The organism is Cyanobium sp. L1E-Cus, from assembly GCF_024345755.1.
In the GTDB taxonomy this organism is placed as follows: Bacteria; Cyanobacteriota; Cyanobacteriia; order PCC-6307; family Cyanobiaceae; genus Cyanobium_A; species Cyanobium_A usitatum.
Genome location: NZ_JAGQBS010000024.1, coordinates 1 through 12,929 on the forward strand (window position 1 = coordinate 1; position 12,929 = coordinate 12,929).

General features: G+C 56.4%; 16 protein-coding genes. All 16 read left to right on the plus strand.

Annotated features, from left to right (window positions below):
- Window positions 1-326, plus strand: a 326-nt coding sequence (locus KBZ22_RS13745; RefSeq protein WP_255022396.1) for a DUF4351 domain-containing protein, incomplete at its 5' end; no start/stop codon positions are given.
- A 113-nt stretch (window positions 327-439) separates the two neighbouring features.
- Entirely contained in the window at window positions 440-730 is a 291-nt protein-coding gene (locus KBZ22_RS13750; protein ID WP_255022397.1) for an AbrB/MazE/SpoVT family DNA-binding domain-containing protein, read from the plus strand.
- Entirely contained in the window at window positions 730-1,125 is a 396-nt protein-coding gene (locus KBZ22_RS13755) for a type II toxin-antitoxin system VapC family toxin (RefSeq protein WP_255022398.1), read from the plus strand. The genes KBZ22_RS13750 and KBZ22_RS13755 overlap by 1 nt, the downstream gene beginning before the upstream one ends.
- A gap of 122 nt (window positions 1,126-1,247) precedes the next feature.
- A complete protein-coding gene (locus KBZ22_RS13760; RefSeq protein ID WP_255022399.1) occupies window positions 1,248-1,472 on the plus strand; it encodes a DUF4351 domain-containing protein in 225 nt (74 codons plus the stop codon).
- Between the two features lie 211 nt (window positions 1,473-1,683).
- Window positions 1,684-2,589, plus strand: a complete 906-nt coding sequence (locus tag KBZ22_RS13765; protein ID WP_255022400.1) for a DUF2887 domain-containing protein — start codon at window positions 1,684-1,686, stop codon at window positions 2,587-2,589.
- 127 nt (window positions 2,590-2,716) lie between these two features.
- Window positions 2,717-3,100: a hypothetical protein gene (locus tag KBZ22_RS13770; protein ID WP_255022401.1), complete on the plus strand. Its 384-nt coding sequence runs from the start codon at window positions 2,717-2,719 to the stop codon at window positions 3,098-3,100.
- Between the two features lie 210 nt (window positions 3,101-3,310).
- Window positions 3,311-3,535 (plus strand): hypothetical protein, encoded by a 225-nt coding sequence (locus KBZ22_RS13775; RefSeq protein ID WP_255022402.1) that lies wholly within the window; start codon window positions 3,311-3,313, stop codon window positions 3,533-3,535.
- A complete protein-coding gene (locus tag KBZ22_RS13780) occupies window positions 3,532-4,554 on the plus strand; it encodes an NAD-dependent epimerase (RefSeq protein ID WP_255022403.1) in 1,023 nt (340 codons plus the stop codon). The genes KBZ22_RS13775 and KBZ22_RS13780 overlap by 4 nt, the downstream gene beginning before the upstream one ends.
- Window positions 4,555-4,600: 46 nt before the next feature.
- Window positions 4,601-5,929, plus strand: coding sequence for a nucleotide sugar dehydrogenase (locus tag KBZ22_RS13785; RefSeq protein WP_255022404.1), 1,329 nt, complete (start codon window positions 4,601-4,603; stop codon window positions 5,927-5,929).
- Between the two features lie 14 nt (window positions 5,930-5,943).
- On the plus strand, window positions 5,944-6,540 hold the full coding sequence (locus KBZ22_RS13790) for an acyltransferase (protein ID WP_255022410.1): 597 nt from the start codon (window positions 5,944-5,946) through the stop codon (window positions 6,538-6,540).
- A complete protein-coding gene (locus KBZ22_RS13795) occupies window positions 6,531-7,649 on the plus strand; it encodes an FAD-dependent oxidoreductase (RefSeq protein WP_255022405.1) in 1,119 nt (372 codons plus the stop codon). The genes KBZ22_RS13790 and KBZ22_RS13795 overlap by 10 nt, the downstream gene beginning before the upstream one ends.
- Window positions 7,650-7,671: 22 nt before the next feature.
- Complete coding sequence (locus KBZ22_RS13800) at window positions 7,672-8,817, plus strand: DegT/DnrJ/EryC1/StrS aminotransferase family protein (protein ID WP_255022406.1); 1,146 nt, start codon at window positions 7,672-7,674, stop codon at window positions 8,815-8,817.
- 8 nt (window positions 8,818-8,825) lie between these two features.
- Window positions 8,826-9,917, plus strand: coding sequence for a non-hydrolyzing UDP-N-acetylglucosamine 2-epimerase (gene wecB / locus KBZ22_RS13805; protein WP_255022411.1), 1,092 nt, complete (start codon window positions 8,826-8,828; stop codon window positions 9,915-9,917).
- A gap of 74 nt (window positions 9,918-9,991) precedes the next feature.
- Window positions 9,992-10,198: a CopG family transcriptional regulator gene (locus KBZ22_RS13810; protein ID WP_255022407.1), complete on the plus strand. Its 207-nt coding sequence runs from the start codon at window positions 9,992-9,994 to the stop codon at window positions 10,196-10,198.
- A 311-nt stretch (window positions 10,199-10,509) separates the two neighbouring features.
- Window positions 10,510-11,622, plus strand: coding sequence for a Gfo/Idh/MocA family protein (locus tag KBZ22_RS13815; RefSeq protein WP_255022408.1), 1,113 nt, complete (start codon window positions 10,510-10,512; stop codon window positions 11,620-11,622).
- A 600-nt stretch (window positions 11,623-12,222) separates the two neighbouring features.
- Window positions 12,223-12,929, plus strand: a 707-nt coding sequence (locus KBZ22_RS14370; RefSeq protein WP_255022409.1) for an ATP-binding cassette domain-containing protein, incomplete at its 3' end; no start/stop codon positions are given.

The window sequence follows — 12,929 nt, forward strand, 5'->3', positions numbered from 1 at the left end:
TGCCTATGCTGGTGCAACGATTTCCTGAACTCACCGAGGAGCAAATCATGGTGATTGCCGGTATCCCCCGAGAAGAAATCCGCCACACCCGCGCCGTTCAGGATTGGCTGGCTGAGGGCCGCCAGGAGGGCGAAGCCAGAGGTGAAGCCAGAGGTGAAGCCAAGATGACCCTCCGCCTCCTCACCCGCCGCTGCGGCCCCCTCGCAGAGGCCACCACCGCCCAGATCCAGGCGCTGCCGCTGGAGCAACTCGAGGCCCTAGCAGATGCCCTGCTCGACTTACAGGGCCCGGCAGATCTGGCCGCCTGGCTGGCCGCTATCAGCTGAAGCGGGGTGCTGATTCGGCCGTTTCTTACGACGGCTTGTTACTGTGATCTGACTGCGGAGCACACCAGTAAGGCACTTTTGCCTTACGCTGACCTTATTGGTGCCGTCTCGCCATGACAAAACGATCAGCGACAACACAATCCGCTGTGTCGCTCACGGTGACCAGCAAGGGCCAGGTGACCCTGCGCAAGGAACTGTTGGCCCATCTCGGCATTCAGCCGGGTCAGCGCGTCGATGTGGAGGTGCTGCCGGGAGGGCGGCTGGAGTTCCATGCGGAGCAGGCCACCGGCAGCATCAATGGATTCATCGGCCTGCTGGCAGGGCGCAGCGCCCGCCGGGCGAGCTTGGCGGAGTTGAACGAGGCCGCGGCCTCCGGTTGGACTGGTCTGCCCGCCAGCAACTAGTGAAGGTCACCGCAGACACCAATGTGCTCGTGCGTGCCCTGGTGCAGGACGATCCTGAGCAGGCCAAGGCGGCAACCGATCTGCTGGAGTCAGCGGAGTTGATCGCGATCCCCGTGCCGGTGCTGTGCGAGCTGGTGTGGGTGCTGCGTCGGGTGTATGGCTTCGCGGCCAGCGACTGCGCCACCGCCATCGAAGCGCTGATTGGCAGCAGAGGCGTGGCTGTTGATCGCCAGGCTGTTCGTGCCGGGCTGAAGCTTCTCACTTCGGGGGGCGACTTTGCTGATGGGGTGATCGCCTACGGCGGCCGAACCCTTGGTGGTGAGCAGCTGGCAACGTTTGACAGGGAGGCGGCACGGCTGCTTTCTGCCGCTGGTGAGCCGGTGCTGCTGCTTTGATTTAAGCGTGTGCTTGTTCTTATGCCCCCCCTCGCCAAGCCGAACGCCTTTTCTGAATGTGGTTCGCCCCTCTGGTCCACATCTTTCCTGGCCAGCCGCCCTGATCTGGAAAGGCGCAAATCATGGTGATTGCCGGCATTCCCCGAGAAGAAATCCGCCACACCCGGGCGGTACAGGACTGGCTAGCAGAAGGCCGCCAACTCAACCGCCGCTGCGGTCCCTTGAGCGAAACCACCACCGCCCAGATCCAGGCGCTGCCGCTGGAGCAGCTGGAAGCCCTGGCCGATGCCCTGCTCGACTTCCAGGGCCCAGCCGATTTGGCCGCCTGGCTGGCCGCCAACAGCTGAAGGGTGCCTTGATCAGCTGTTCAGGGTTCTGTACAGCTTGTACGGAATCGCTCACGCCACGGTTTTTGCAACCTGCGGGGGGGCGTTGCTGGCGGCGCTGATCCGGCTGCAGAACCTTTTGCTGAACGGGCGGCTGGCTGATCAGACGAGGCTTCCCCCTGAGCCTTCTGCCGCCAACAAGGCCCCAATTCCACCAGCTGCCCCAGCCCGAGTGAACACCGACCGCTGGTACTACCGGGTTTTCCAGAGCGCCCCCGACCTAATCCGCTCACTGCTGCCGGGCTCAGCCGCCGCCAACGCACTGGGCCTCGACCCAGATGCCCCCGGCGATCGGCTCTACGGCTTTGAAGCTCTTGAAATCAAAGAGCTCAGCCACCGCCTCGATGGGGTTTTGTGGCCGCGCCAAACCACTGGCTGCGCTGAAACCGGCAGCCCGGAGTTTCCTGTGGTGCTGCTGGAGGTGCAGATGCACCCGGATCCAGGCTTTCACCACCGCCTAGCGGCGCAGACCTATCGGTTTCTGCAGCAGCACCCGCAGGTGGAGCACTGGGCTGTGCTGGTGATCACGCCCCATAACCGCCTCAAGCTCGGCCCAACCCAGGCGCTGCAGGTGTTTTTGGATCAACAGGTGGTGTGGCTCAGCCTTGAGGAGCTGAGCCAGCAGCCCAACCTCGACCCTTTGCTCAACCTGCTCACCTTGCCGGTGCGGCCCGAGAGCGAACTGGCAGCTAGCAGTCAGCAGATTTTGGCCAGGCGCCCTGATCTAAAAACGGTTGTGCTGCCTATGCTGGTGCAACGATTTCCTGAACTCACCGAGGAGCAAATCATGGTGATTGCCGGTATCCCCCGAGAAGAAATCCGCCACACCCGCGCCGTTCAGGATTGGCTGGCTGAGGGCCGCCAGGAAGGCCGCCAGGAAGGCGAGGCCTGCGGTGAAGCCCGCGAAGCCGCCAAGATGACCCTCCGCCTCCTCAACCGCCGCTGCGGCCCCATCAGCGAGCCAACTACCGCCCAGATCCAGGCCCTGCCGCTGGAGCAGCTGGAAGCCCTGGCCGATGCCCTGCTCGACTTCCAGGGCCCGGCCGATTTGGCCGCCTGGCTGGCCGCCAACAGCTGAAGCGGGCCAGTGCCTGCCCTTCAATCCGCACCGAGGGTGGTGAGAGTGCTGGCGTGAACGTTCTGCTCCACACCAACGTGTTGTGCGGCTTGAGCAGGGAGGCCACAGCCTGCAGACAGCCAGCCTTGTGATTCATGAGCTGAGCTTTGGCATCCAGCGCTTGGCCGACGGCCGCAGAAAAGAGCGCTTCCGCAGCTATCTGCAGAACCTGCGGCGTTTGACGGGCTGCTCCTGCCCACATGCCAATGCGGGATCGGCCAGTTCAAGTTCGCTACAGGGGCTGTGGCTGAGCTTTGCGTTGGATCTCTCCTTAAGTAAGGAATCCTTACCCGAGGCCCATCCGCGGCTTGCTGTAATGGTTGATGCCAAGCGCACCATCAAGAACCAACTCACTCTGCCGAAAGCGGTGGTGGAGCAGGCCGAAGCTGCGGCTGCGCGGATGCGGTTGGTTGAGCTGGGCATCAGCGAGACAGACGTGGCCGAGGCCGTGATCTGGGCGCGTAGGCCGTGAACTCTTAACCCATCCGGACATGCTGAGCCAGCGGCTAGGGAGCTGTTGCGTGTGCTGGCCTATCCGAAGTTTCGGCTGCAACCTGTCGATTGCGAGCGCTTGCTTGAGGATCTACTGCCCTGGCAGCAGCCCCCCTGAGCCCCCCCTCAATACCTGCAAATCATCAATCCAGCCGAATAACACCCGCCTAAGAACTGAAATTCAGTATTTATGACAATTAGCTCAAAAAGCACCTCTAGCTCGCGGGTATTGCTTTATGGCATCTGGCAACACCTAAGTAAACGCAGACGCATTCAGCTGGGCTTATTACTACTGGTGATGCTGGCCAGTGGTTTAGCGGAGGTGTTTTCACTGGCGGCGGTATTGCCATTTCTGGCGGTGTTAAGTGATCCGCAACGGATCTGGCAACAACCAGTGCTGCACAACTTCATATGACCGTTTTAGTTACCGGCGCCGCCGGCTTTATTGGCTTTCACCTGAGCAGCAGGCTGCTGGAGCGGGGCACTCCGGTGCTGGGGTTCGACAATATGAATCCTTACTACGACCCAGCCCTAAAGCGGGCCCGCCTTAAGCAGCTGCAGGCCACAGCTGAACGCACGGGCACCAACTTTCAGCTGATCGAGGCCGACCTGGAAGACCGCGCCGCGGTAGAAGCTACCTTCGCGGCGCACAAGCCCCAGCAGGTGGTGAATTTGGCGGCCCAGGCGGGGGTGCGCTACTCAATCGAAAACCCAGCGGCTTATATCCAAAGCAACCTGGTGGGCTTTGGCCATGTGCTGGAGGGTTGCCGCCACCACGGCATCGAACATTTGGTGTATGCCAGCAGTAGCTCGGTGTATGGCGGTAATACAAACCTGCCGTTTTCAGAGCAGCAGGGCGTGGATCACCCTGTGAGCCTCTATGCGGCAAGTAAAAAGGCCAATGAATTGATGGCCCACACCTATAGCCATTTATATGGGCTGCCGGCCACGGGCCTGCGCTTTTTCACGGTGTATGGCCCCTGGGGTAGGCCAGATATGGCCCTGTTTCTGTTTACCAAGGCGATCCTGGCGGGCGAGCCAATTCAGGTGTTTAACAACGGCCAAATGGTGCGGGATTTCACCTATGTAGACGACATTGTTGAAAGCCTCCTACGGGTGCTCGATAAGCCAGCCACCCCAGATCCGGCCTTTAATCCTAGCCAGCCCAATCCAGCCAGCAGCTGGGCGCCCCACCGGGTGTTCAACATCGGCAATTCCAACCCCACACCCCTGCTGGATTACATCGGCGCGATCGAATCGGCCCTGGGGATCACGGCCACGAAGACCTTCCTGCCGATGCAACCTGGTGATGTGCCCGCTACTGCGGCTGATACCTCAGCACTAGAAACCTGGACGGGTTTCAAACCAAACACCCCCGTAGGCGAGGGGGTGGCCCGATTTGTGGCCTGGTATCGAGAGTTTTATGGAGTTTGAGACAGAGAAAATGAGTAATCAATTACCCCCCCTAACCAACTGCACCGTGGCATTGATTGGCCTGGGTTATGTGGGCCTGCCGCTGGCGGTGGAATTTGCTAAGCAGCAAGCCTGTGTGCGCACAGGCGCTGATTTAATGCGACGAGTGATTGGTTTTGAGATCAATCAAGAACGCTTAACTGAATTGCGAGCTGGGTTTGATCGCACTAAAGAAACAAGTCAAGAGGAACTCAAGCTTGCTAGCAATTTGGAATACACAAGTAACCCAGCTGAGCTTGCACAGGCTGATGTATTCATTTTAACAGTTCCCACACCGATTGATAATGCTAAACGTCCGGATCTAAAGCCATTAGAAAAAGCCAGTGCCACGGTGGGGCAAGCGCTTAAAGCAAGGGCTGCAGCCCACAAACTAAAAGAAAATGCCATTATCTTTCCAATTGTTATTTATGAAAGCACTGTGTACCCTGGTGCTACAGAAGAAGTGTGTGTGCCAATTTTAGAGCGCGAATCAGGGCTTACTTTTAATAAAGATTTCTTCTGCGGCTATAGCCCTGAACGAATTAATCCAGGTGATACGGAGCATAAACTCACCACAATTGTAAAAGTAACAAGCGGAAGCACTTCAGACGTTGCCACCTGGGTTGATAGTTTTTATGGTTCGATAATAAAAGCAGGCACCCATAAGGCATCTAGCCTAAAGGTGGCGGAAGCAGCAAAAGTAATTGAAAATACGCAACGTGATTTAAATATCGCTTTGGTGAATGAATTAGCGATTATTTTCCGTAAGTTAGGTATTGATACCTTGGATGTGCTTGAGGCAGCTGGCACTAAGTGGAATTTTTTACCCTTTAGGCCAGGATTAGTTGGAGGGCATTGCATTGGTGTTGATCCCTATTACCTCACCCACAAGGCCGAACAGGTTGGTTATCACCCTCAAGTGGTGCTAGCTGGCCGCCGCATTAACGATGGCATGGGTAGCTGGGCTGTTGAGCAATTAGTTCTCGAAATGGCGCGGCGCGGCATGGTGATCGGAGCCTCAAGGGTGTTGGTTTTAGGTTTAAGTTTTAAAGAAAATTGCCCTGATCTACGCAACACCAGAGTAGTTGATTTAATTAATGCATTGATTAATTATGGAATGGAACCTGTGGTTGTTGATCCCTGGGTAAATATTGAAGAAGCCAAGCGTGAATATGGCCTTGATGTACAGCTCCATATCCCCAAAGATATCAATTTTAAGGCTGTTGTTGGCGCTGTATCGCATAAACAATTCTGTGATTTTGCAATTGCTAAATGGCAGCAAATGATGAGATCAGATGCGGTATTGCTTGATTTAAAGGGTATGATGCCTCGCGAACTTAATCCAATTCGCTTGTGAATCTTGGTAAACAAATGATTCACTCTACAGTTTCTATTCACCATTCAGCGATAGTTGATGAAGGCGCAACTATTGGGGCTGATAGTCGCGTTTGGCATTGGGTTCATATCTGTTCTGGTGCGGTGATCGGTGAGGGCTGCTCCTTTGGGCAAAATGTATTTGTAGGCAACCGTGTGTTGATTGGCAATAATGTAAAGATTCAGAATAATGTGTCGGTTTACGATAACGTAACTCTTGAGGACGACGTTTTTTGCGGCCCTAGCATGGTTTTCACAAACGTGTATAACCCGCGCTCAGCTGTTTCCAGAAAAGACGAATATCGCCCTACATTAGTGAAACGGGGAGCAACATTAGGAGCAAATTGCACAATAGTTTGCGGCAACACTATTGGCGATTATGCCTTTATCGGAGCTGGTGCAGTAATCAATAAAAGTGTTAAGGCCTTTGCCTTGATGGTGGGGGTTCCTGCAAGGCAAGTTGGTTGGATGAGCACCTATGGCGAGCGTGTGGAGCTGCCTCTATTTGGTGAAGGTAGTTGGATCTGTCCCCATACAGGTGATTCCTATTTATTGAAAGGCGATCAGCTAAGCCACGCATCGGTGTGCCATTAGGAACTGTTGCCGTAGTTGGCGGTGGCATCAATGGGCTATGCATCGCCTGGGAACTTGCCCGGCGTGGTTGGCAGGTGGAGCTATATGAACGAGATCACTGCCTAGCGCAAACCAGTAGCACCAGCACAAAGCTCCTGCATGGGGGCTTGAGGTACCTAGAGCAGGGTCATCTGGCACTGGTGGCCGAAAGCTTGCGGGAGCGTGGGCGTTGGTTGCGGGATGTACCCCAGCATTGCCATTGGTTGCAGCTATTGCTGCCTATTTATGCAAACCATCGCCGCCCCGCTTGGCAATGGCAGTTGGGTTTGGGTTTCTACGATGGCCTCGCCCTTGGCCAACTGCCTAGTTTCGCCCGTTGGCTTAATCCGGAAGCGGTGCAGGCGTTGCAGCCTGATTTGGTGAGGGATGGCCTTCAAGGGGCTTGGCAGTTTTGGGATGGCCAGATGGATGAGCAGGAGCTTGGCCAATGGGTGCTTGCCCAGGCCAAAGCTTGTGGTGTTCACATAAATGAATACAAACCTGTTAAAAATCTGAGTTCCAACGGTTGGCTAACAACTTCGATGGGGAGTTTCCGATTCGATTGGGTGGTGAATGCAGCTGGCCCATGGGCTGTGGAGCTGCTGCAGCAATCCGGTATATCCACAGATGTAAAGCTTGATCTGGTGCGGGGTAGCCACATGTTGCTACCAGTGCCTAAAGGAAGATCACTACCTAGCACCGGCTTGTTTGTAGAAGTGCCTGGCAGTGCTCGTATTGCTTTTCTGCTGCCATATCAAGGTGAACTGTTGGTAGGTACCACGGAAGAAGTGCAAAGCCTCGAGGAGCCCATAACTGCTAGCAATAATGAGCAGCAATTGTTACGGGCATTGGTGGCTAGCCATCTGCCGGCATGGGCAGATACTGCTTTCAAGCAGGAACGTTTCTTTGCTGGTTTGCGTCCGATCGTTCATTGCACCGATGGCAAAGCCAGTGATGTGTCGCGAACAAGCCGAAATGCTGTGTATAGGCGCCATAAACAACTAATTAGTGTGTTTGGCGGCAAATGGACTACGGCAAGGGCATTGGCTGAGCAATTAGCGCAACAAGCCCCATTTAATGGCGAGCCTTAATTTAATGATTTGAACTAAGTAAATGCAATTCATTGATCTCAAAGTTCAACAAGAGCAACTGTTAGCCGATGGCCGCAGCCTGCGAGAAGCAATTAATTCGCGAATTGCGCGCGTACTTGACCATGGCCAATACATTTTGGGCCCAGAAGCTGCTGAATTGGAGCAGCACTTAGCTGCCTATGTGGGGGTAGAGCATTGCATCGCGATGGCAAGCGGCACCGATGCCCTTTTGATCGCCCTGATGGCTCTTGGTGTAGGGGCAGGTGATGAGGTTGTTACTACGCCGTTCTCGTTTATCGCCACGGCGGAAACTATTGCCCTGCTCGGGGCTGTACCAGTGTATGTGGATATTGATGCAAACACCTACAACCTCGATCCCAGCCAGTTGGAGGCGGCGATCACGCCACGCACCAAGGCGATCCTCCCCGTGAGCCTCTATGGCCAGCCGGCTGATTTTGTAGCAATTAACGCCATTGCCGAGCGCCATGGCCTTCCAGTGATTGAAGACGGCGCCCAGAGCTTTGGGGCTCAGCAATACGGCCGCCGCAGCTGCAGCCTGAGCACGATTGGCACCACCAGCTTCTTCCCCTCCAAACCCCTGGGTGGCTACGGCGATGCTGGGGCCTGCTTTACGGCAGATGCTGAATTGGCCGAGAAGATGCGGCGGATCTCACGCCATGGCCAAAGCCGCCGCTACTTCCACACTGAAGTGGGCGTGAACGGGCGGATCGACACCCTGCAGGCGGCGATCCTGCTGGCCAAGTTCGAACTGTTTGAGGCGGAGGTGGAGGCCCGCGACCGGATTGGTGCGGCGCTGAGCGCCAGGCTGCAGGCGTTTGGAATCAGCAGCACCCCCAAATTGGCGCCAGGCAACACGAGCGTTTACGCCCAATACACGGTTCAGGTGGATAACCGAGCGGCTACGCAGGCCTATCTCAAAGAGCAGGGCATCCCCACTGCCGTTCATTACCCAACGCTGCTCTGCCAGCAACCAGCCCTGGCCGGCCAAGGACCCTGCGCCCGGCACTGCCATCAAAGCTGCAGCTGCCCGGTGGCCCAGGCTGCTAGCGAACGGGTAATGAGCCTGCCGATGCACCCATACCTGAGCGATGAGGATCTTGTTGAAATTACTAAATCCGTTGCAGATGCAATAAGCCAGTGCAACTAATCACCGTGGTGGGCGCCAGGCCCCAGTTTATTAAGGCGGCGGCGTTGAGTAGGGCGATTGCCGCCACGCACGCTGGCCCTCAAGCCATTCAGGAGAAAATCCTGCATACCGGCCAGCATTTTGATGCAGCGATGTCTGACCAGTTCTTTGTGGAGCTGGGGATCCCGGAGCCAGCTTTTCATCTGGGCATCGGTGGTGGTAGCCATGGGGCTAACACCGGCCGGATGCTGGAGGCCATAGAAGCGGTGCTGCTGGCTGAACAGCCTGATGCGCTCCTGGTGTATGGCGATACCGATTCAACTTTGGCCGGTGCCCTTGCTGCCAGCAAATTGAAGATCCCGGTGCTGCATGTGGAAGCCGGGCTGCGTTCCTTCAACCGCCATCAGCCGGAGGAACAAAACCGAGTGCTTACTGATCACTTGGCTGATCTTTGCTTTGCCCCCACTAACACGGCAGTAGCTCACCTGCAGCGAGAGGGGATAGCGAAGGAGCGAATTGTGCGCACTGGTGATGTGATGGCCGATGCAGCACGGATCTTCGGGGAGCTGGCGGAGGCCCGCGCCGCGGAGCTGCTGGGATCTGGAATTCTGCAGGGCTTGATTGGAGCCGAGCAGCCGTTTCTGCTGGCCACGATTCACCGCGCCGAAAACACAGACGACCCTGCCCGTTTGGAGGCGATCCTCACGGCACTGGGCCAGGCGCCCCTGCCGGTGTTGCTGCCCCTGCATCCGCGCACTCGAGCCCGCATTGCTGAGCACGGGCTGGAGCCATTGCTTGGGAAGCTCACGCTCATCGAACCCCTCGGTTTTCTGGCGATGCTGCTGCTGGAGCGGCGTGCGGCGCTGGTGGTGACCGATTCGGGCGGGGTGCAGAAGGAGGCCTTTCTGCAGGGCACACCGTGTGTAACGGTGCGTGGCGAAACCGAATGGGTGGAGCTGCTGAAGTGCGGCTGGAACCGGCTGGCTGATCCTGCCGACCCCGCAGCCATGCTTACGGCGATGGAGCAACAGCTGGGGCTGGATCCCTTGCAGCAGCGGCCGCCGCTCTATGGCGATGGCTATGCCGCTGAAGCGATCGTGGTGCGACTGCAGCAGCTCTAAGGGCACAAGCATTGCCACCTGAGCGGCAATCGAATAGGTTTGTACGTACAGATGTCCGGATCGAAAAGACTCTCATGACTGATACCCGTTTTGAGGTCCGTCTAAACCAGCGGCTGGCTGACGACTTCGACCAGGTGGCCCGCGCTTCTGGGCTATCGCGAGCTGAGGTCTTTAGGCGGGCTATTGCCCTGTACAAGACGGTGAAGCAGGAAGAAGGCCAGCAAGTCCACGTGATCCTGCGATCCAAGGACGGCGCTGAGCGGGAGCTGGTGAACTTCTGATGCCCGCCTCCAGGCCCAATCCACCGCAGATTGATCTGGCTAAAGATTGGTTGGAATATGCGGCTCAGAACCATGGGAAACGCCTAGAAATGTTGCGCTTCTGGTTAGCTGCGTTAGTTACGGTGTTCGTGCTAATTGGCGGCTTCCGTATCCTCACTGACCCTCGGCAGCAGCCAGATCTTCAAAAGTTGGCCATTGGCCTAATAGGTACAGCGCTCGGCGCTTCTCTCAGCCCTCTCCGGCGCGATTAACGATTAACAGCCAACAGCCTACAAAACCTTTACTCAGCCGCCCTTCGGGCTGTTTTTTTTATGCTCCACCCCATCGCCCCGATCACCGATCGCCGCATTCGCATTGCCCTGGTGGGCTGCGGAAGGATCAGTGCAAACCACATTCGTGCTTTTGCATTTCATCAAGATCGAGCTGAATTGGTGGCGGTTTGCGATACGCAAGCGGAGCGGCTGGAAAAAGCCCAGCAATTAATCACAGAAGCTGCTGCTGAATATCCGGGCGCTGCCACTAACCCCAAACAGTTCAATAGCTACAGCGAACTGCTGGCTGCAACACAAAACAACACCACTCCGATAGACATGGTGGTGCTCGCTACCCCTAGCGGCCTGCACCCCGGCCAAGTGATCGCCGCGGCTGAGGCGGGCCTGCATGTGTGCACCGAAAAGCCGATGGCTACGCGCTGGGCGGATGGGGTGGCGATGGTGAAGGCCTGTGATCAGGCAGGGGTGCACCTGTTTGTGGTGAAGCAAAACCGCTTTAATAGCACGCTGCAGCTGGTGAAGCGGCAGCTGCAGGCGGGGCGCTTCGGGAAGCTGGCGATGGTGGCGGTGAACGTGTTCTGGCAGCGGCCGCAGAGCTACTACAACCAAGACAACTGGCGGGGCACCTGGGAGTTCGATGGCGGCGCTCTAATGAACCAGGCAAGCCACTATGTGGACTTGCTCGATTGGCTGGTGGGGCCGGTGGAAAGCGTGAGCGCTTCTACGGCAACGATTGGCAGAGATATTGAGGTGGAAGACACTGCAGCGCTGCAACTGCGCTGGCGTAATGGCGCCCTGGGCACGATGGCGGTAACGATGCTCACTTATCCAAAGAACCTGGAGGGCTCGATCACGCTGCTGGGTGAAACCGGCACGGTGAAGATCGGCGGGCCGGCGGTGAACCAGATCGAGCACTGGGCTTTTGCCGATGAAAGCCCAGACGATGCGGAGGTGGAGCAGGCCAGCTACCAAACCACCAGCGTGTATGGCTTTGGCCATCCGCCCTACTACGCGAATGTGCTTGATGCGCTGCAGGGCAAGGCTGAAGCCCGGTGTGATGGCCGCGAGGGCTTAAAGAGCCTGGAGCTGCTGATCGGTGCCTACCGCTCGGCACGGGATGGGAAAACCATTCATCTTCCACTTGATTATTAGTACTGAATGAGCAATAAAAAGATCACAACACAACAATCAAGCCGCGCATTGCTTTATGGCATTTGGCAACACCTAAGTAAACGCAGACGCATCCAGCTGGGTTTATTACTACTGGTGATGCTGGCCAGTGGTTTAGCGGAGGTGTTTTCACTGGCGGCGGTATTGCCATTTCTGGCGGTTTTAACCGATCCGCAACGGATCTGGCAGCAACCGGTGCTGCAGGGTTTAGCTAAGGCAGTGGGGATAACAGCAGCCGGGCAGCTGCTGCTACCGGCAACAGTGATATTTGGCGTGGCGGCAGTGCTGGCAGCAGCAGTGAGGCTTCTTAATTTATGGCTGAATGGAAGGGTGGCAGCTGCTATCGGTAGCGACCTCAGCTGTGAAGCCTATAAACTCACCTTGCATCAACCCTATGCGGTGCATGTGCAACGCAATAGCAGCAGTGTGATCACTGGCATCACCAGCCAGATTGGCCTCACTATGTTGGTTTTGAACTTAACCCTGCAGCTATTCACCTCAACACTGGTGTCAGCTGGCTTATTGCTGGCCCTGTTTGTGGTGGATTTGGGCGTTGCCCTAACTGCTGCAGTGTTGTTTGGAGTGGCCTATGGGCTGCTGGCGATCACAAGCAAAAGAAAGCTTGCTGCCAATAGCGCCTTGGTGGCTGAAACCAGCCGCCAGCAAATGAAGGCACTGCAGGAGGGACTGGGAGCAATTAGGGATGTGCTGCTAGATGGCAGCCAAAACACTTATCTAGGGATCTACCAAAAGGCAGATCGGCCGATGCGGATAAAGCAGGCCCAAAACACATTCCTTGGTGCTTTCCCCCGTTATGGGCTAGAGGCGCTGGGGATGCTGTTGATAGCAGCCCTGGCGCTGCTGCTCAAAATGCAACGGGGTGATACGGCTCTGGTGATCCCGTTGCTGGGCACTTTGGCCTTGGGGGCGCAACGCTTGCTACCGGCTTTGCAACAGATTTATGCAAACTGGGCCGGCATTCGCGCCTACAGCTCAGCTGTAGCAGATGTGTTGGCGATGCTGAACCAACCAATGCCACAAGGTGCATTGCAAAGCGAACACAACAGGCCATTGCCGCTGAATGCAATGGTTCAAATAAAAAACCTGAGCTTTCGTTATGGCTTAGATGCACCAATGGTGCTGCAGGGATTGGATTTAGAAATAAAAAAAGGCGAAAGAATCGGCATTATTGGTAGCACCGGCAGTGGCAAAAGCACACTGGTTGATTTATTGATGGGGCTATTGGTGCCTAGTGGCGGGCAGCTATTGGTGGATGGTGTTGATATTCA